The sequence below is a fragment of the Nocardiopsis lambiniae genome, from assembly GCF_031845465.1.
GTDB lineage: Bacteria > Actinomycetota > Actinomycetes > Streptosporangiales > Streptosporangiaceae > Nocardiopsis > Nocardiopsis lambiniae.
The window spans coordinates 11,278-31,044 of the sequence record NZ_JAVREP010000019.1; the positions used below are offsets into that span (position 1 = coordinate 11,278).

The window sequence follows — 19,767 nt, forward strand, 5'->3', positions numbered from 1 at the left end:
CTCACCGCGAATCGACGGGGAAGACGGGGGTCGCGCACCGGATCCTCCGGGTGCCCCGAGATTAGAGTTGCGGAATATGAAAGCTCGCCTGACCTTCCGTGAAGCGCTCTCCCAGCGAGTCGTCGTGGCGGACGGCGCGATGGGGACCATGCTCCAGGCGCACGATCTCGACCTGGACCAGTTCCAAGGGCACGAGGGATGCAACGACATCCTCAACGTCACCCGCCCGGACATCGTCCACGACACCCACGCGGCCTTCCTGGCGGTGGGCTCGGACTGCATCGAGACCAACACCTTCTCCGCGAACTACGCCGGTCTGGCCGAATACGGCATCGAAGACCGCACCTACGAGATCGCGGAGGCCGGCGCCCGCGTCGCCCGTGAGGCCGCCGACTCCTTCTCCACCCCCGACCAGCCCCGCTACGTCCTGGGTTCGGTGGGGCCGGGCACCAAGTTGCCGACGCTCGGCCACGCCCCCTACGCGCTCCTGCGCGACTACTACGAGCAGTGTTCCCGAGGTCTCATCGACGGCGGCGCCGACGCGATCCTGATCGAGACCTGCCAGGACCTGTTGCAGGTCAAGGCGGCCGTGGTCGCGGCGCAGCGGGCCCGCAAGGCGCTCGGCAGGGACGTCCCCGTCATCGCCCAGGTCACCATCGAGACCACCGGCACCATGCTCCTCGGTTCGGAGATCGGCGCCGCGCTGACCTCCCTGGAACCGCTGGGCATCGACATGATCGGTCTCAACTGCGCCACCGGTCCGGTCGAGATGAGCGAGCACCTGCGCTACCTGTCGCACTACTCGCGCCTGCCCGTCTCCTGCATGCCCAACGCCGGCCTGCCCGAGCTGGGCCCCGAGGGGGCCGTCTACTCCCTCACGCCGCAGGAGCTGGCCGAGGCCCACGACACCTTCACGTCCGAGTTCGGCCTGAGCCTGGTCGGTGGTTGCTGCGGCACCACCCCCGAGCACCTGCGCCGGGTCGTCGAGCGGGTGCAGGGACGGGGGATCAAGAACCGCAGGCCGATCCTGGAGGCCGCGGCCTCCTCCCTCTACCAGAGCGTCCCCTTCCGCCAGGACGCCAGCTACCTGGCCATCGGTGAGCGCACCAACGCCAACGGTTCCAGGAAGTTCCGCGATGCGATGCTCGCCGAGGACTGGGACGGCTGTGTGGAGATCGCCCGCGACCAGATCCGCGACGGCGCCCACCTGCTCGACCTCAACATCGACTACGTGGGCCGCGACGGCGTGCGCGACATGCGCGAGCTCGCCTCCCGGATGGCGACCTCCTCCACCCTGCCGGTCATGCTCGACTCCACCGAGCCCCCCGTGCTGGAGGCCGGTCTGGAGTCGCTGGGCGGACGCGCCGTCGTCAACTCGGTCAACTACGAGGACGGCGACGGCCCCGACTCCCGGTTCACCCGCATCATGGCCCTGGTCAAGGAGCACGGCGCCGCCGTCGTGGGCCTGTGCATCGACGAGGAGGGCCAGGCCCGCACCGCCGAGTGGAAGGTCCGGGTGGCGTCCCGCCTCATCGACCAGATCACCGGTGAGTGGGGGATGCGCACGAGCGACATCATCATCGACTGCCTCACCTTCCCCATCACCACTGGCCAGGAGGAGACCCGGCGCGACGGTATCGAGACGCTGGAGGCCATCCGCGAGCTCAAACGCCGTTACCCCGAGGTCCAGACCACCCTGGGCCTGTCCAACCTGTCCTTCGGCGTCAACCCCGCCGCCCGCATCGTGCTGAACTCGGCGTTCCTCAACGAGGCGGTCCAGGCGGGCCTGGACTCGGCGATCGTGCACGCCTCCAAGATCGTGCCGATCAACCAGATCCCCGAGGACCAGCTGAAGGTCGCCCTCGACCTCGTCTACGACCGCCGCGAGGGCGACTACGACCCGCTCTCCCGGTTCATGGAGATGTTCGAGGGCGTGGACGCCAAGTCCATGAAGGCCTCCCGCGCCGAGGAGCTGGCCGCGCTGCCCCTGTGGGAGCGTCTGGAGCGCCGCATCATCGACGGCGAACTCGCCGGCATCGAGGCCGACCTCGACGAGGCACTGGAGGGCAGGCCCGCCCTGGCGATCGTCAACGACACCCTGCTCTCGGGGATGAAGACGGTCGGCGAGCTGTTCGGTTCCGGCAAGATGCAGCTCCCGTTCGTCCTGAAGTCCGCCGAGGTCATGAAGACCGCGGTGGCCTACCTCGAACCCCACATGGAGAAGACCGACGCCGACGGCAAGGGCCGCATCGTCCTGGCCACGGTCAAGGGCGACGTCCACGACATCGGCAAGAACCTCGTCGACATCATCCTGTCCAACAACGGCTACGACGTCGTCAACATCGGCATCAAGCAGCCGGTCTCGGCGATCCTGGAGGCGGCCGAGCGCGAGCGCGCCGACGTCATCGGGATGTCCGGGCTGCTCGTCAAGTCCACGGTGATCATGAAGGAGAACCTGGAGGAGATGAACTCCCGGGGGATCTCCGAGCGGTTCCCCGTCCTGCTGGGCGGCGCCGCGCTCACCCGCTCCTACGTGGAACAGGATCTGGCCGAGGTGTTCGACGGCGAGGTCCGCTACGCCAAGGACGCCTTCGAGGGCCTGCGCCTGATGGACGCGTTCATGGCGGTCAAGCGCGGCGAGGAGGGCGCGAGCCTGCCGCGGCTGCGTGAGCGCCGCGTCAAGCGGGGCGCCACCCTGAAGGTCACCGAACCCGAGGAGATGCCGACCCGCAGCGACGTGGCCACCGACAACCGGGTGCCGGTCCCGCCGTTCTTCGGGGACCGCATCAGCAAGGGCATCCCGCTGGCGGACTACGCCGCGTTCCTCGACGAACGGGCCACCTTCATGGGCCAGTGGGGGCTCAAGGCCGCCCGGGGCGGCGAGGGCCCCTCCTACGAGGAGCTGGTGGAGACCGAGGGCCGACCGCGCATGCGGATGTGGCTGGACCGCATCCAGACCGACGGCCTGCTGGAGGCCGCGGTCGTGCACGGCCACTTCCCCTGCTACAGCGAGGGGAACGACCTGGTGGTGCTGGACGAGGACGGGGTGACCGAGCGCACCCGTTTCACGTTCCCGCGTCAGCGCCGCGACCGCCACCTGTGCCTGGCCGACTACTTCCGGCCCAAGGATACGGGGGAGCTGGACGTGGTCTCCTTCCAGGTGGTCACCGTGGGGTCGGCCATCAGCCGGGCCACCGCCGAGCTGTTCGAGAGGAACGCCTACCGCGACTACCTCGAACTGCACGGCCTGTCGGTGCAGCTCACCGAGGCCCTGGCGGAGTACTGGCACACGCGGGTGCGCGCCGAACTGGGCTTCGCCGGCGATGACCCCGCCGAACTGGAGGCGTTCTTCAAGCTCGGTTACCGGGGCGCCCGCTTCTCGCTGGGGTACGGTGCCTGCCCGAACCTGGAGGACCGGGCCAAGATCATGCGCCTGCTGGAGCCGGAGCGGGTCGGTGTGGTCCTGTCGGAGGAGTTCCAGCTGGTGCCCGAGCAGGCCACCGACGCGATCGTGGTCCACCACCCGGAGGCGACCTACTTCAACGTCTGATCCTCGTCGAGGACGTGATCGTGGCCGGGCCCGGTGCCCGGCCACGGTCGTGTCCGGAGTGTGGGCCACCTCTCGACCGTTTCGTCACTTTTCGTCCTGCGCGGCGGGGCGAGAATTCGTACGGTGGAAAGGACGGCGACGGCCCGACTTCACGGGCGATCGTCCCACCACCGCCACGATGGGACCGGCGGCCGGTCCCGTCCGGGCCGTGACGGGGGCGACGTCCGTACACGACAGCACTGCACACGAGGGGAGAGCGTGGTGCGTCCGGCCCGGACCACCACCGAGCTCATGACCGAACCCAGCACGCCGCACCCTGAGACCGCCGCGACCGGCCGCCGCCTCCAGGCGGTGCTCCTGGACATGGACGGCACCCTCATCGAGAGCGAACACCTGTGGGGCGAGGCCGAGGCGGAGACCGTCGCCGCGCTCGGGGGCGTGTGGACCGAACACGACCACGCCGCCAACATCGGTAACGCCGCCGAACCGGTGGGCCGCTACATCATCGAGCTGACCGGCGCCCACCACCTCTCCCCGCGCGAGGTCGCCGACCTGCTCTACGCCCGGTTCCGCGCCAAGCTGGCCGAGGGCGCCGAGCTGCGCCCCGGAGCCAAGGACCTGGTGCGGCTGCTGTCGGCCGCGGGCGTGCCGGTGTCGCTGGTCACCTCCACCGAGCGGGAACTGGTCGAGGACGCGATCGGCGGCATCGGGCTGGAGAGCTTCGACGACTCGGTGGCGGGGGACGAGGTCGAGGCCAACAAACCTCACCCCGACCCCTACCTGCGGGCCGCGCGCCGGCTCGGCGTCGATCCCCGGCGCTGCGTCGCCTTCGAGGACTCGGTGGTGGGTGTGACCGCCGCGGCCGACGCGGGGTGCGTCACGGTCGCGGTGCCCGACCACGTGGAGATCCCGCCGCGCGAGGGCGTGGTCTTCCGCGACAGCCTGGTCGGCGTCGACCTGGAGTGGCTGGAGTCCCTGGTCGCCGGTCGCTGAGTACCGACGGCCTTCGCGTCACTTACGCCGCGTCCCTCCACCGTCGCCCCGTGGTGGGTACGGTGAGGAGGAGGCCCTCCGTTCGGGACGCCGGGTCGGGGGAGCGCACCCTAGGGGATCGGCCCGATGCGCGCCGAGGCGATGGATGGGAGACTGGCGTCATGCCTGACACTCTGACGACGATGACCGGTGTGATCCTCGGCGGCGGCCTCACCCTCGTGGGCCTCGTCATCAGCCTCCTGGTGTGGCGGGCCAAGGGGGCGGCGTCCGGGCTGCGCGGCGTGGCCTGGTCACTGGTGCCGTTGGCGGCCGGACTGCTGGGGTTGATGGCCGCCGTGTGGCAGTTCGCGCTCAGCATCCTGGGCATCCTGCTGGGCCTGATCTTCAACCCGATCGTGTGGGCCGGTGTGGCGCTGACCGGTCTGGCCGTGGTGCTCTACGTCGTCTCCGGGGTCATGAAGGCCCGGGGGGTGGGCACCCGGGGCCGCGCCACGACGCCCGAGGGCGGCACGCCCGCGGCGGGCGGCGCGGGTACCGCTCCCGCGGCCGGTGCGGCCGCCTCGCAGGGGCAGGTGGGCGGCGCGCCCAAGGGCCGCGCGAAGCAGGGGGACCCCTCCGACTTCGGCGACATCGAGGACCTGTTGCGCAAGCACGGCATCGAGTAGGACCCCCGACGTTCCCGGGGCCGTTCCGCGTGACGCGGGGCGGCCCCGTCGTGTGTGCGCCACCACCCGGGACCGGACGATCCCCGCAGGGGGGGTTCCTTCCCGTTGCGGGTCGGTATCGGTCCGTGGACTGTCATAGCACTTGCCATAGCTTGTCCGCCTTTGTGGCGATCTGCCCCCCGCGCGGCCGTAGGGTGGGCCCGGCGATATACCCGCGTCCTCCCAGCTCGGGGCGGTCATCCGACGAATGCGAACTATGGGTTCATTTGTCGTTATATGTGGCTTTTGAAATCCTTTGTCACGATTTAGCCACATGACCTGATATTGGACGATATGCACCTCAAGGGCGAGTAGGTTGGTCGCTGTGTAACAACCCGGGCGGAAAGCCCTGCGGATGTGTCCAAATCCTCATGTGATCCAGGGCATGTCCGCGGGTGGGATCCGCGGTGACGGGGCAACCCCGCACCGTCGATCCGGCGCCCACGCCAGCCAGTGTCGAGAACCGGCCGGCCCCACCCGTGAGACCTCGACAGGGTCACCCCCCACCGGGCCTCACGTGTGTGATCCGTCCCCCTCGGCCAGAAGCGTATGAGTGGAGAGTGGTGGCCTGATGAGCGCGCCCTCGCATGCCCCAGAGTCGGCGGAGCAGCCCGAGGCTGCGGCCGCGACCGTCCAGGCCCCGGGTGGGCGCGGCGATGCCGACAACCGGTCCCTGCGCCAGATCGCCTGGCAGCGCCTGCGCAAGGACAAGGTCGCGATGGTGTCCGGCGTGGTCGTCGTGCTCCTCATCCTGGCCGCGGTCTTCGCGCCCCTGCTGGTCAAGTGGTTCGGGCACCCGCCCACCCAGTTCCACCAGGACCTGATCGAGCCCAACACGCACCTGCCCTACGCCGACCCGGAGAACACCGAGGCGGTCGATGGCGCGCTCGTCCCCCCGGTCGACAAGTGGGGTGGGATGAGCGGCGACCACCTGCTGGGTCTGGAGCCCAAGACCGGTCGCGACCTGTTCAGCCGGATCCTCTACGGCGCGCAGATCTCGCTGTTGGTGGCGTTCCTGTCCACCGTGCTGTGCGTCGTCCTGGGCACCCTGCTCGGCATCATCGCCGGCTACAAGGGCGGCTGGGTCGACACCGTCATCAGCCGGGCCATGGACGTCTTCCTGGCCTTCCCCCTGATGCTCTTCGCCATCGCCCTCGTCGGTGTCATCCCCAGCGGCTTCCTCGGCCTGGAGGGCAACGGCCTGCGCATCGGTGTCATCGTCTTCATCATCGGGTTCTTCAACTGGCCCTACATCGCCCGCATCGTGCGCGGCCAGACGCTCTCGCTCCGCGAGCGGGAGTTCGTCGAGGCGGCCCGGAGCCTGGGCGCGGGCAACCGGCACATCCTGTTCAAGGAGATCCTGCCGAACCTGATCACGCCGATCCTGGTCTACTCCACGCTGCTCATCCCCACGAACATCCTGTTCGAGGCGGCCCTGAGCTTCCTGGGCGTCGGTATCAACCCGCCCACCCCGAGCTGGGGAAAGATGCTCTCCGAAGCGGTCGACTACTACTCCTCGGCCCCCTACTTCATCATCATCCCCGGCCTGGCCATCTTCGTCACCGTGCTCGCGTTCAACCTGTTCGGTGACGGCCTCCGAGACGCTTTCGACCCCAGGACCTCCGACTAGGCCCGTGCGCCCGGAGTGCGGCGCATCCGCTCTGCCCGCACCCGAGCCAAGGGCGCACCGGTCCCGGCGGTCCATCCCATCCCCATAGCAGGTTCGCAAGAGAGGTACTTCCTTGAGGAAACGCACCCTCGGCTTCGTCGCACTCGGTGCGGCGGCGTCCATCTTCCTTTCCGCCTGTGGCGGCGACTCCACCGAGGGCGGATCCGCCGACCAGGGCGCCTTCAACCAGGGCGCCACCGAGGTGGTCAACCCGTCCGACAAGACCGGCGGCACCCTGCGGTACGCCATCTCCTCGGACTTCGACTCCACCGACCCGGGCGACACGTACTACGGCTTCAGCTGGAACTTCTCCCGCTACTACGCCCGTACGCTCCTGGCGTTCACCCCGGCCCCGGCCGAGGCGTCCACCGAGCTGACCACCGACCTCGCCGCGGCCCTGCCCGAGCCGAACGAGGACTTCACCGAGTGGACGGTCCAGATCCAGGAGGGCCTCAAGTACGAGGACGGCTCCGAGATCACCGCCCAGGACATCAAGTACGGCATCGCCCGCTCCAACTACAACGGCGGCGAACTGCCCAACGGTCCGCGCTACTTCGAGTCCCACCTGAAGCAGGAGACGTTCAACGTCTACGAGGTCGAGGACCCGCTGGAGACGTTCACCGCCATCGAGACCCCGGACGACCACACCCTGGTCTTCCACCTCAAGAAGAGCTTCTCGGAGTTCCCCTACATCCTCACCCAGCCGCAGACGACACCCGTGCCGGTCGACGCCGACCGCGGTGCCCTGTACAAGGAGAACGTCCTCTCCTCCGGCCCGTACAAGTTCAACGGCAAGTACGAGCCCGGCGTGAAGCTCGACCTGGTCCGCAACGAGCACTGGGACGCCGCCACCGACCCGATCCGGCCGGCGCTTCCGGACGAGATCACCGTTGAGCTCGGTGTCGACCAGAACGAGATCGACCAGCGCCTCATCAACGGCGAGATCGACGTCGACCTGTCCGGCATCGGTGTGGGTCCGGCGATGAAGAGCCAGCTGGTCACGGACGAGGACGCCCAGGCCAACCTGGACAACCCCTTCTCCGGTGCCCTGCGCTACGTCAACATCCACACCCCGGTCATCGAGGACGCGTCCTGCCGTCAGGCGATCATGTACGCCGCGGACCGGGACAGCCTGCACCGAGCCTGGGGCGGCGAGAGCGGTGGCGACATCGCCACCAACCTGCTTCCGCCGACCATCTCCGGCTCGAACCCCGAGTCGGACCTGTACCCGTCCACCGACAACAAGGGTGACCTCGAAGCGGCGCAGGCCAAGCTCGAAGAGTGCGGCGAGGACGAGGGCTTCTCGACCAACATCGCCGTGCGCGAGGGCCGGGAGAACGACGTGGCCACCGCCGAGGCCCTCCAGGAGTCGCTCAAGCGCGTCGGCATCGAGCTGGAGATCAAGACCTTCCCGGCCGAGGACTTCTTCGCCCAGTACGCCGGTTCCCAGGACTACGTTCGCGAGAACGACATCGGCCTGAGCGTCTCCGGCTGGATCCCCGACTGGTCCACCGGCTACGGCTTCGCCTCCAAGATCACCGACGGCGACGCCATCCAGGCCACCGGTAACTACAACATGGCTGAGCTGGACGACCCCGAGGTCAACGAGCTCTGGGACCAGGCCCTCGCCACCGAGGACCCCGACGAGCGCGCCGAAATCTACGCGCAGATCGACACCCTGGTCATGGAGCAGGCCGCCATCATGCCGGTCGTCTTCGACCGCGCGATGTTCTACCGCTCGGACGAGCTGACCAACGTCTACTACACGTCGTCCTACGCCATGTACGACTTCATGGCGCTCGGCGTGGACCGGGGCTAGTACCCCGACCGGCCTGAACTAGTACGAGAAGGCAGGTGAACGCGGCGGGGGTCCACGGCCCCGTGGACCCCCGCCGCCGACCGCGATGCTGAACTATATTCTTCGCCGCCTCGGTGCGGGACTACTGCTGCTCGCCGTCGTCACGGCGGTGACCTTCTGGATCTTCTACGTCCTGCCCAAGTGGGCGGGCGTGACCCCGCGCGGTATGGCCGCGATGTACGTGGGCAAGGCCCCCACCCCGGAGGCGCTCGACGCCACCGTGGCGCGGCTGGGCCTGGACAAGCCCGTCATCGTGCAGTTCTTCGACTTCCTCAAGTCCCTGTTCTTCGGTGACCAGTTCCAGTTCGGCCGGGAGACGGTGGAGTGCGCGGCTCCCTGCCTCGGTTACTCCTTCAGCACCAACAGCCCCGTGCTGGAGCAGTTGCTGAGCCGGTTGCCCATCACCGTGTCGCTGGCGCTGGGCGCGGCCGTCATCTGGCTCGTCGGCGGCGTGGCCGTCGGTGTCCTCTCCGCGGTCAAGAAGGGCAGCCTCTTCGACCGTCTGGCGATGGGCACGGCCCTGGTCGGCGTGTCCCTGCCGATCTACTTCACCGGTCTGCTGGCCTTGGCGTTCCTCGTCCACGGCTGGAAGCTCTTCCCGCTCCCGCGTTACACGCCGTTGACGGAGGACGCGGGTGCCTGGTTCACCGCGATGATCCTGCCCTGGATCACGCTGGCGTTCCTGCACGCCGCCCAGTACGCCCGCCAGACCCGGGCGGGCATGCTGGAGGTGCTGGGCGAGGACTACATCCGCACCGCCCGCGCCAAGGGGCTGAGCGAGCGCAAGGTGATCTTCAAGCACGCCCTGCGCCCCGCGCTGACCCCGATCCTCACGATCTTCGGCCTGGACCTCGGTCTGGTCCTGGGCGGCGCCATCCTCACCGAGAAGGTGTTCTCCCTCAAGGGCGTGGGCGCCTACGCCATCGACGCGATCATCGGCAAGGACCTGCCGGTCGTGCTCGGCGTGACGCTTCTGGGCGCCGTCTTCATCGTCGTCTGCAACCTGATCGTCGACCTGCTGTACCCGCTCGTCGACCCGCGGGTGCGCGTCGCGGGCTGACCCGCGACGGCAGACCAGATCAGTTCTAGTGAAGGAAATGTGACATGGCCTCGACCGAGCCCGTCGTCCGGGTGGACGACCTGCGGGTGACGTTCCCGACCATGGACGGTGACGTCCGGGCGGTGGACGGACTGTCCTTCGAGGTGCCGGCCGGTGGTGCCCTGGGTATCGTGGGCGAGTCGGGCTCGGGTAAGAGCGTGACCTCGTTGGCGTTGATGGGTCTGCATCGGGGCGGTCGCGCGAGGATCACCGGCGCCATCGAGGTGGCGGGTGAGAACGTGGTGACCGCCAGTGACAAGCGGTTGCGGGCGATGCGGGGCAACGACATCGCGATGGTGTTCCAGGATCCCATGCAGTCGTTGCATCCGCAGTACACCATCGGTAACCAGCTGGTCGAGGCCTATCGGGTCCATCATCCTCGGGCGTCCAGGGCCGTGGCGCTTCGGCGTGCGGTGGAGTCGTTGGAGCGGGTGGGGATCCCGGAGCCGGCCAGGCGGGTCAATTCCTATCCGCACGAGTTCTCCGGTGGTATGCGTCAGCGTGTGGTGATCGCGATGGGGTTGATGTGCGATCCCAAGGTGTTGTTGGCCGATGAGCCCACGACGGCGTTGGACGTGACGGTGCAGGCGCGGATCCTGGATCTGCTCGATGAGTTGCGTCGGGATCTGGGGATGGCCTTGATCCTGGTCTCGCATGATCTGGCGGTGGTGGCGGGGTCGGTGGACGAGGTCGTGGTGATGCGGCACGGTGTGGCGGTGGAGCGGGGTGAGGTGCGCAGGGTGTTGTCGGCGCCGGAGCATCCGTACACGCGGGCGTTGTTGGCGGCGGTGCCGCGGGTGGAGGTCTCCCGGGCCCAGCGCCGCGCCCAGGACCGCGCCGACCGGGTGGAGAAGGACAAGCGCGAGGGCGTCGTCACCGACCCGGCGAGGTTCGAGGCCTTCACCCCCGTCTCCGGTGGTGACAGGGGCGAGCCGCTGCTGAGGGTGGAGGACGTCGCCCAGCGTTTCAAGGTGCGCGGCGGCACCTGGGGCAGGTCGACCGACTTCTGGGCCGTCAACGGTGTCTCCTTCGACCTGTACAAGGGCGAGACGCTGGGCATCGTGGGTGAGTCCGGTTCGGGCAAGAGCACCCTGTCCCGGATGATCATGCGCCTGCTGGAGCCCACCCGGGGCCGGGTGGAGTTCGAGGGGCGCGACATCACGCACATGCCCGAGCGCACACTGCGTCCGTTGCGCCGTGACGTGCAGATGGTGTTCCAGAACCCGTACTCGTCGCTGAACCCGCGGGTGACGGTGGGCGACGCGATCGGTACCGCGCTGCGGGTGCAGGGCGAGCGCGACGGCAGGAAGATCCGCGCGCAGGTGCAGGAGCTCCTGGAGCGGGTGGGCCTGGAACCCGACCACTACAACCGGTTCCCGCACGCGTTCTCGGGCGGGCAGCGTCAGCGCATCGCGATCGCGCGGGCGCTCATCCTCAAGCCCAAGTTGATCATCTGCGATGAGCCGGTGTCGGCCCTGGACGTGTCCACGCAGGACCAGGTGCTGCGTCTGCTCTCCGAGCTCCAGGACGACTTCGGGTTGACCTACATCTTCGTCGCCCACGACCTGGCGGTGGTGCGTCAGGTGAGCGACCGCGTCGCGGTCATGCGCAAGGGCGAGGTCGTCGAGATGGGCGACAGCGACTCGGTCTACGAGAACCCGCGGAGCGACTACACCCGCCAGTTGCTGACGGCCGCTCCGCTGCTGGACCCCGACGAGGCCCGCCGTCAGCGCGCCGAGCGCGAGGCGCTGCGCGCCCGTGCCGCCGTCTGACCCGGATCTCCGGCCCGATCACGGGGGTCGGTCCGCACTCGCGGACCGGCCCCCGTCGGTGTTCCGGCCGGGGTCACCCGTCCGTGCGGTGCTCCGGCGGACGGCCGGTGGCGGCGGCGCAGAACAGGTCGGCCAGCTCGCGGGCGTAGTCCTCGGGAGAGGCCGAGGGGCGTTCGCGCAGGACGGCCGGCGCCCGGTGCATCGCGGCGAACATCGTGTCGGTGAAGACCTCGGGGTCGAACGCCCGGAACTCCCCGTGCCGCCGTCCCTCGGTCAGGAAGCCCACCAGTTCGGCCCGCCCGGCCCTCTCCGCCTCGGCGATCTCTCCGCGCAGCCTCTCGGGCAGGGTGGCGGCGGCCGTGATCTCCCGTCGGGCCGTCATCTCCCGAGGGTTGCGCGCGCAGTACCCGATGTGTCCGGTGATGATCCGGCGCAGGCCGTCCTCGAACCCTTCGAGGGGTTCCTCCCCGCCCTCCATCGCCCTGTCGAGTCGGGTGTCGATGTCGCCCAGGATCCGCCGGATCAACCGCTCCTTGGTCTTGAAGTGGTAGGTGATCAGGCCGGGGCTGATCGACGCGCGTTCGGCGATGCGGACGAACGACGCCTTCGCGTACCCCTCCTCGGCGATGGTCTCGATCGCCGCCGCCACGATCTGATCGCGCCGTGCCGCCTCGACGAACGTCTCTCCACCCGGGCTCGGATCATTTCCTGGTTGCATGTACAGGATCCTATATGCTCAACTAGGAGAGGGTCCAGCGCAACGGGAGGAGACGGACATGGCTGTCGGGACGCTCGCGTTGACGCGGGTCGGGACACTCGTCGGCGACACCCTGACACCGGTCGAGGGCACCGTCGTGATCACCGACGGGCGGATCACCGCCGTCGGTCCCGACGCCGCCGTTCCCGGCGGGGCGCGGGTGCGCCCCCTGCCGGGACACACCGTGCTGCCCGGGCTCGTCGACACCCACGTCCACCTCGGCGCCCCCGAGGCCCGCGGGCCGCTGTCCCGGGTACGGGCGATCGCCGGGTGGTTCCGTTTCCAGCCGGGCAAGCGCCGTTCCTTCCTCGCCCACGGGGTCACCACCGTGTGCAGCCTCGGTGACGAGAACGCCTGGGTCCACGACTTCCGTCGCCGCGTCGCCGACGGGACCCTGTCGGGGCCGCGGGTGCGCATCGCCGGCCCGCTCTTCACCGCCCCCGGCGGCCATCCGGTGGCCACCATCGGCGCCTCCCCGGACGACGACTGGGTCCGGGTCCCCGGGAGCCCCGATCAGGCCCGCGCGCAGGTCGCCGACCTGGCCGGCGGTGAGGACCCCGTCGACGTGATCAAGGTCGTCCAGGACCGGGGCGACCCCGCCCGCCGGGTCCTGGAGCCGATCGCCCCTCCGGTGCTGGCCGCCATCGTGGAGGAGGCCCACCGGCACGGCGTCCCGGTCGTCGCCCACTGGGGGACCCTCCCCGACCTGGCCGAACTCCTGGAGGCGGGGGTGGACCACCTCCAGCACCTGGAACCGCGCGGTCCGCTGCGGGGCTGGCCCGCCGACCTGTTGGAGACCATGGTGACGCGCGGGGTCACCCTCGCCCCGACCCTCGCGGTGACCGAACCGCGTCTGGACGCCGACACCGCCCGCGCCCTGCGCCACCGCGTCCGGGAGTTCCACGAGGCGGGCGGCGTCCTCCTCGCCGGCAGTGACGCCGGCACGCCCGCCGTGCGCTCGGGCGCCGGCCTGATCCGGGAGATCGCACTCCTCGCCGCCTGCGGTCTCACCCCGCGCGAGGCCCTGATCGCCGCCACCACCGCCCCCGCCCGCGCCCTGGGGATCGACGGGGCCGGCGCGATCGCGCCGGGACGCGCCGCCGACCTGACGGTCGTCCACGGCGACCCGCTCACCGACCTCGATCCCCTGCACCGGGTCGCCCTGGTCCTGCGCGACGGCCGCGTGGTCGTCGACACGGCCCGGCGCCGATGACCCCGAAGGGGCCCATCCCGACCTCCTCTCCCTCCCGAAGGGGAGGAGGGCGCGGGACCGCCCACCGACGGCACGGGGTGTGCGCCTCGTCCCGGGGCGCCCCGTGGCCTTCCCGTACGACGATCCCGAGAGGCACACCGCGATGACCCCCCACCGACCGCCCGCCGTCGTCCGTCACGGGGCGGGGTACCACCTGTTCCTGTGGACGGCCTTCCCCCTGATCGGCGCGGCTCTGGGCCTGGTGCTGTCGATGCTCCCGGGGTGGCTGACCACCATGCCGGAGTGGGTGTTCGCGCTCCCGTTCCTGCCCGGGCCGGACAAGGTCGAGATCCTGGCCCGGCTGAGCGGCCCGATCCTCACCGCCGTCCTCGTGGGTCTGGGCGTCGCGGGGGGCGGCCTCGTCGCCCTGTCGGCCTACGGAGAGATGATCACGGTCGAGGTGGCCGACGACGCCGTGCGCGTGGTCACCCCCGACCGGGTGACCGAGGTGGCGCGCGACCGCTTCGGCGCCGCCTTCCTCGACGGAAAGGAGCTGGTCCTCCTCGACGTCGCGACCGCGGAGGTCGTGCGGGCGGCCACCGATCACGGCGCGAAGCGGCTGCGCGCCGCCTTCGAGGCGCACGGGTACGTCTGGGCCGACGGGGACCCGCACGGGGGCGACTACCGGCGCTGGCTGGACGGCACCCCGGACCTGGACGGGCACGTTCAGGCGCTGCTGCGCACCCGTCGGACCGCCCTGGAGAACGAGGACGCCGAGGACGCCGCCGGGCTGCGGGCCGAACTCGCCTGCCACGGCATCGTCGTCCGTGACGAGGAGGGGCGTCAGCACTGGCGCCGCACGCCCGTCTCCCCGTCCGGCGGAGACGCCTGAGGGGACGTGCCGGGTCGACGGGGCGTGGCGCGGTGGCCACCGGCGGGTGGGCGCCTTCGCCGTCGGGGACACCCGTCTTCCGAACCCGGACCACGCCCCTGGCGGCCGGCCGGGAGGCCCGACGAGGGGTGATGTGTCCGCCCTCCCACCGCCGCCACCGGTCACGGTCGCGGTCAGGTGCCGATGATCCCGCCGTCCTCCTTGCGCACCACCACCACCGCGCACCGGGGACGGCCCTTCGGGTCGAACCCGGGCCAGTTGCCCACCGCGCGCGGGTTCTCGGCGGTGGGTCCGCCCGAGCGGGCGTCGGAGGACCCCGGCCCGCGCACCGCCACGAACAGGGTGCGGTGGTCGGGGGTGGCGCTCACCCCGGCGATCCCGCACCCGCGCGGGCCGGTCAGGAACCGGCGCATCCGCCCGGTCCGGGGGTCGGCGCACACCAGCGCGCCGTTGCCCGGGTGTCCGCGTCCGGTCGCGCCGGCCGTGCGGGCGACATCGGTGGTGATCCACACGCGGCCGTCGGCCCCGGCGAAGACCCCGCCCGGAGAGGTGAGCACGCCGCCCTGGCCGGAGCCGCCCGCCTTGGCGAACTCCCGCCAGGCCAGCACGGTGGCGGCGTGGTCGAGTGCCCCCTCGGTCCACGCCAGCAGGCGGCCGTCTCCACCGGCCCCGGCCTCGGGCAGGTACACCTGGCCGGTGTCGGGGTGGACCGTCGGCCGTCCCGGTCCCCGCAACGCGGTGGCCCCCACCGCGGCGGCGGCCTGACGCGCCCGCAGCAGCACGTCCGCCTGGTCGGCGAACCCGTCCCGGACGGTCAGTCCGGCGCGGCCGTGCGCCAACGGCAGCCACGTCCCGGTCCCGTCCCGGTCCAGCCGCAGCGCGTACAGGGTCCCCTCGTCCAAGGGGCTTCCGGTCGCGGTGCGGGTCTGTTCCCAGGGGCGGGCCGCGACGAACTTGTACACGTGCGCGACGTCGCTCATGTACACCACGGGGCGGCCCCGCGACGCGGCGACGGCGATCCCGACGTGCGCGATCCGGCCCAGTGCGGTGCGCTTGGCGGGCGGGGCCGACGGGTCGAACGGGTCGATCTCCACCACCCAGCCGAACCGGTTCGCCTCTTTCGGGGTGCGGGCCAGGTCGAAGCGGTCGTGGTGGCGGTGCCAGCCGCGGGCGGAGCCGGCGGTCAGCCCGTAGGCCCGTTCGGTCGTCTTCGGACGCCAGGAGGCGTTCCGGGAGCCGAAGACGTCGGGGAAGGTCTCCTCCCCGGTCAGGTAGGTGTGCCAGGGGGTGAGGGCGTGCGCCGAGCCGCCGGTGGTGCCCGACGGGTCGGCGCCGGTGTCCAGGGCGGGATGCCCGGCGAGCGGTCCGGAGAAGACCACGGGGGTGTCGGCGGTGATCCGCCGGTTGAGTTCGTCGCGCGCCTGTTGCCAGCGGCCTTCGGTCAGCTCCACCCGGATGACGGTGGCCCCGAGGGAGGCGATCTCCTTGGCGACGCGTTCGGCCGTGTCGGAACGACCGCCGTCGGTGTGCAGCAGGGTCGGGTCCAGGGCGGCGTGGCCGATCACCAGCAGGCCGTTGCGGACGCCCTCGCGTGAGGGTCCCATCGGCAGGTAGTGCAGTCCGCTGTGCCCGGTGCCGACCTGGAGGCGGGCCTGGGCGGCGGTGTTCCCGGCGTCGGGTCGCCAGGCGGGCCCGCCGGGGACGATGGGCGCGCCCCAGGGCGCCAGGACGCGGGAGGTGTACCCGGGGGGGACGGTGACCCGGTCGGCCCGGGTCACGGGCACCTCGGTGAAGCCGGGCGCGGTCCCGCCGGCGGGGTCGGCCAGGGCCGGTCCGTGGGGGAGACCGGCCAGTGCCGCGGCCATGGAGCCCAGTCCGGCGGCGTGGAGCAGGTGGCGCCGGGTCAACGCGGGCCCTCGTCGGTCGGTCATGTCCCCTCCAGGCCGGAGTGTGTCGCACGTGCGATGAATATCACTATCGGTAATGAGATAACCACAATAAGTGTGCGCTGTTGTGCATTGCGGCCTCGCGTCGCGCTGAGGAAATAAAAACGGTTATCATTTCCTTGCTAGGTGCGGAACGTGAAGGAGAGGTCCCATGGCACGCAATGAGCTCCGCCCCATCATCAAGCTCAAGTCCACCGCCGGAACCGGCTACACCTATGTGACGCGCAAGAACCGGCGCAACACCCCCGACCGCCTCACCCTGCGCAAGTACGACCCGGTGGTCCGCCGCCACGTCGACTTCAGGGAAGAGCGCTGACCCACCCCCGGAAGGGAACACGGACATGAAGACCGGTATCCACCCCGACTACCGACCCGTCGTCTTCCGCGATCGGGCCGGTGATTTCGCCATCCTCACCCGGTCCACGCTGAACAGCGAGAAGACCATCGAGTGGGAGGACGGGAACACCTACCCGCTGATCGACGTCGAGATCTCCAGCGCGAGCCACCCGTTCTACACGGGCAACGCCCGCGTCGTGGACACCGCCGGCCGCGTCGAGCGCTTCAAGCGCCGCTACGGCAAGTGACGATCGGGGCGCCGGGGACCGTTCCCGGCGCCCCTCCCCGAGGAGAGGAACACGATGGCCGTACCCAAGCGCAGGATGTCGCGCTCCAACACCCGCAAGCGCCGCTCGCAGTGGCGGGCCGAGGTCCCCGACCTGGTGCCCATCACCCTGGAGGGCCGTGAGTACCGCGTGCCGCGCAACCTGATCCCGGCCTACCGGCGCGGGCTGCTGCCCCCGCCGGCCTAGAACCACGTCGACCACGGGGCGTCGGGAGAGGTCTCCGGCGCCCCTTCGCCCTTCCCGGACCGGGAAACGGACTGTGCGAAACGCCATCGTCCCGGTGCCCGAACACTCTCCGGGTCGGGCAGGCTGGTGGGGTGACGAGAACCGACACGGAGACCCCCCGCCCGGGTCCCAGCGCCGTACGCGCGCCGCGCAGACCCGTCGACCTCCTCGTGGGCGCCTGCGGACTGGGCGCGATCGCGGTCACCCTGCTCGTGGTGGGCGCGGCCACCGACGGTGACGTCGATTCCACCGGCCTGCGCTCCCTGCTGCCCACCGGTCCGCTCTTCCTCGCCGCGCTGGGCGCCAACCTCGCCCTCATCCTGCTGGTCTGCTACTCGACGCTGCGCATCCTCTTCGGCGGCGCCCCGCGCGACCTGCTCCGGGTGAGCGTCGCCGCCGTCACCGCGTACGCCCTCACCTCCCTGATCAACGAGCTGCTGTTCTCGCTCATCGGCTCCGACGAGCTCGTACCGGGCATCCCCCTCCCCCCGCGCGACCTCTTCACCGGCGCCGCCCTCGGCTACGTCGCCGCGGCCCTCGCCTTCGGTCTCACCATGCCCGCCGGTCAGCCCCGGGTGCGCTCCCTGCTGTGGACGGCCTCCGGCACCGCCGCCGTGTGCGCCCTGCTGGCGGGGGTCACCAGCCCGCTCGCCCTCGTGCTGACGGTCATGATCGGTGTGACGTGCGCCGTACTCGTCCGGTACGCCGTCGGTGAGGCCGCCGCGCCCCCCGCGGACGGGCGGCTGACCACCGAACTGCGCCGGTTCGGTCTGGATCCCGTCGGCGTCTCCCCGGACGGGAACGACGCCGAGGGCGACCCCCGTCATCTGGTGGAACTGGCCGACGGCCGCCGGGTCGAGGCCATCGTGCTCGCCTCCGAGAACACCGCCGGGTTCTGGCGGCGACTGCGCGACCTGGTGCTGCTGCGCGGCCCCTTCGCCCCCCGCATCCTCTACGGGGTGCGTCGCCGTGCCGAGCACGCCGCCCTCATGGGGCACGCGGTGCGCGATGCCGGGGTGGCGACCCCGCGGATCCTCGCGGTGGGCGAACTCGGCCCCGGTACCGTTCTGCTGGTCCGTGAGCTCCCCGAGATCCTCCCCGTCGACGATCTGGCCGACGGGGACCTCACCGACGACCTGCTCGATCGCTTCTGGGAGGCGCTCCGGCGGATCCACCGCCACCGCATCTCCCACGGCGACCTGCACGGGGCCACGGTCGGCGTGGGCCGGGGAACCGGGGAGGCCGTGCTCACCGGGGTGGGCCGGGGGGCGGTGGCCGCGCCCCCGCTCACGGTCTCCCTGGACAACGCCGCCCTGGTCGCCCTGTTGGCCACCAGGGTGGGCGCCGAGCGCGCCGTCGCCTCCGCCGTGCGCGCGCTCGGGGTGCCCGCGACCGCCGCCATCCTGCCGTTCCTGCAACCGCCCGGGCTGCCCTACCCCCTGCGCCGGGCCCTGCGCGCCGACAAGGAACTCATGGGTCGGGTGCGGAACGCGATCACCGAGGTCGCCCCCGAGGCCCCGGTCGAGACGGCGCGGGTGGAGCGGATGCGCCCGCGCGCCGTGGTCAGCGGCATCGTCGCCACGGTCGTGGGCCTGGTCCTGCTCTACCAGCTCGCCGGCGTGAACCTGAGCAGCGTCGGACAGGCCGACCCCGGATGGGCCCTGGCCGCGCTGGCGATGGCCACCCTCTGCATGGTCGCCGCCGCCATGGTGCTGATGGGGTTCACGCCCCTGAGACTGCCCTGGTGGCGCACGGTCATGGTGCAGTACGCGGCGTCGTTCGTGCGCATCGCGGCCCCCGCCGGGCTGGGGTCGATCGCGATCAACACCCGGTTCGTCGTCAAGGCCGGGGCGCCCACGTCGCTGGCCCTGTCCGCGGTGGGGCTCACCCAGTTGGTGGGGTTCCTGGTGCACGTGCCGCTGCTGCTGGTGTGCGCCTATCTGACCGGTGCCTCGTACTGGACCGGGTTCACCCCCTCGCCGACGGTGGTGATCATCAGCATCGCGGTCACCCTGGTCGTGGCCTTCGTGCTGCTGTCGCCCCGGCTGCGCGGGGCCATCGCCGACCGGGCCCGCCCCTACCTGCGCGGGGTGCTGCCCCGGCTGCTGGACACCCTGCAACGGCCCAGGGCCCTGGCGCTCGGTCTGGGCGGGACCCTGCTGCTCACCGTGGCGTTCGTGCTGTGCCTGTACTTCTCGGTGCTGGCGTTCACCCCGACCTCCCTCCAGGTGAGCCTGGTCGCGGTCGCCGTGGTCTTCCTGGCGGGGAACGCGATCGGTTCGGCCGCGCCCACCCCCGGCGGTCTGGGCGCGGTGGAGGCGGCGCTCATCGGCGGGCTCACCGCGGTGGCGGGTGTGCCGACGCCGATGGCGCTGTCCGCGGTGCTCCTGTTCCGGGTGCTCACGTTCTGGCTTCCGGTACTGCCGGGGTGGGGGGCCTTCGCCTACCTCCAGCGGCGGGAGGCCCTGTGAGTTCCTTGAGTCAACC

General features: G+C 70.9%; 15 protein-coding genes. 13 read left to right on the plus strand and 2 right to left on the minus strand.

The features are described 5' to 3' along the window. Positions 1-76 precede the first annotated feature (76 nt). The 7 genes from metH to RM479_RS22270 all read left to right on the plus strand — a co-directional run bounded on the left by metH (position 77) and on the right by RM479_RS22270 (position 11,645). Complete coding sequence (gene metH, locus RM479_RS22240; protein WP_311513702.1) at positions 77-3,550, plus strand: methionine synthase; 3,474 nt, start codon at positions 77-79, stop codon at positions 3,548-3,550. A 291-nt stretch (positions 3,551-3,841) separates the two neighbouring features. Further along, on the plus strand, positions 3,842-4,543 hold the full coding sequence (locus RM479_RS22245) for an HAD family hydrolase (RefSeq protein WP_311513703.1): 702 nt from the start codon (positions 3,842-3,844) through the stop codon (positions 4,541-4,543). A gap of 161 nt (positions 4,544-4,704) precedes the next feature. Beyond that, a complete protein-coding gene (locus RM479_RS22250) occupies positions 4,705-5,208 on the plus strand; it encodes a cellulose synthase (protein ID WP_311513704.1) in 504 nt (167 codons plus the stop codon). A 610-nt stretch (positions 5,209-5,818) separates the two neighbouring features. After that, positions 5,819-6,877 carry an ABC transporter permease gene (locus RM479_RS22255; RefSeq protein WP_311513705.1) on the plus strand — a complete coding sequence of 353 codons (1,059 nt, stop codon included), beginning with the start codon at positions 5,819-5,821 and terminating at the stop codon, positions 6,875-6,877. A gap of 112 nt (positions 6,878-6,989) precedes the next feature. Beyond that, positions 6,990-8,735, plus strand: a complete 1,746-nt coding sequence (locus RM479_RS22260; protein ID WP_311513706.1) for an ABC transporter substrate-binding protein — start codon at positions 6,990-6,992, stop codon at positions 8,733-8,735. Positions 8,736-8,820: 85 nt separating this feature from the next. Further along, entirely contained in the window at positions 8,821-9,834 is a 1,014-nt protein-coding gene (locus tag RM479_RS22265) for an ABC transporter permease (RefSeq protein ID WP_311513707.1), read from the plus strand. Between the two features lie 44 nt (positions 9,835-9,878). After that, positions 9,879-11,645: an ABC transporter ATP-binding protein gene (locus RM479_RS22270; protein ID WP_311513708.1), complete on the plus strand. Its 1,767-nt coding sequence runs from the start codon at positions 9,879-9,881 to the stop codon at positions 11,643-11,645. A 73-nt stretch (positions 11,646-11,718) separates the two neighbouring features. Here the strand turns inward: RM479_RS22270 and RM479_RS22275 are convergent, their stop codons facing one another. Then, positions 11,719-12,363, minus strand: a complete 645-nt coding sequence (locus RM479_RS22275; RefSeq protein WP_311513709.1) for a TetR/AcrR family transcriptional regulator — start codon at positions 12,361-12,363, stop codon at positions 11,719-11,721. Between the two features lie 58 nt (positions 12,364-12,421). Between RM479_RS22275 and RM479_RS22280 the strand changes: the two genes are divergently transcribed. Together RM479_RS22280 and RM479_RS22285 are read left to right on the plus strand one after the other, a co-directional pair. Continuing rightward, on the plus strand, positions 12,422-13,615 hold the full coding sequence (locus tag RM479_RS22280) for an amidohydrolase family protein (protein ID WP_311513710.1): 1,194 nt from the start codon (positions 12,422-12,424) through the stop codon (positions 13,613-13,615). 142 nt (positions 13,616-13,757) lie between these two features. Then, positions 13,758-14,486: a YqeB family protein gene (locus tag RM479_RS22285; RefSeq protein ID WP_311513711.1), complete on the plus strand. Its 729-nt coding sequence runs from the start codon at positions 13,758-13,760 to the stop codon at positions 14,484-14,486. 173 nt (positions 14,487-14,659) lie between these two features. On the opposite strand, the gene RM479_RS22290 is transcribed toward RM479_RS22285, so the two are convergent. Further along, positions 14,660-16,417: a PhoX family protein gene (locus RM479_RS22290; protein WP_311513712.1), complete on the minus strand. Its 1,758-nt coding sequence runs from the start codon at positions 16,415-16,417 to the stop codon at positions 14,660-14,662. A 166-nt stretch (positions 16,418-16,583) separates the two neighbouring features. Between RM479_RS22290 and rpmG the strand changes: the two genes are divergently transcribed. The 4 genes from rpmG (at position 16,584) to RM479_RS22310 (ending at position 19,751) form a co-directional block, all read left to right on the plus strand. Beyond that, a complete protein-coding gene (gene rpmG / locus RM479_RS22295; RefSeq protein WP_274809654.1) occupies positions 16,584-16,748 on the plus strand; it encodes a 50S ribosomal protein L33 in 165 nt (54 codons plus the stop codon). A gap of 25 nt (positions 16,749-16,773) precedes the next feature. Then, positions 16,774-17,016, plus strand: a complete 243-nt coding sequence (locus RM479_RS22300; RefSeq protein WP_274809653.1) for a type B 50S ribosomal protein L31 — start codon at positions 16,774-16,776, stop codon at positions 17,014-17,016. A 54-nt stretch (positions 17,017-17,070) separates the two neighbouring features. Continuing rightward, on the plus strand, positions 17,071-17,241 hold the full coding sequence (rpmF, locus tag RM479_RS22305; RefSeq protein WP_274809652.1) for a 50S ribosomal protein L32: 171 nt from the start codon (positions 17,071-17,073) through the stop codon (positions 17,239-17,241). A 131-nt stretch (positions 17,242-17,372) separates the two neighbouring features. After that, positions 17,373-19,751: a lysylphosphatidylglycerol synthase transmembrane domain-containing protein gene (locus RM479_RS22310; protein ID WP_311513713.1), complete on the plus strand. Its 2,379-nt coding sequence runs from the start codon at positions 17,373-17,375 to the stop codon at positions 19,749-19,751. The last annotated feature ends 16 nt before the right edge of the window (positions 19,752-19,767 follow it).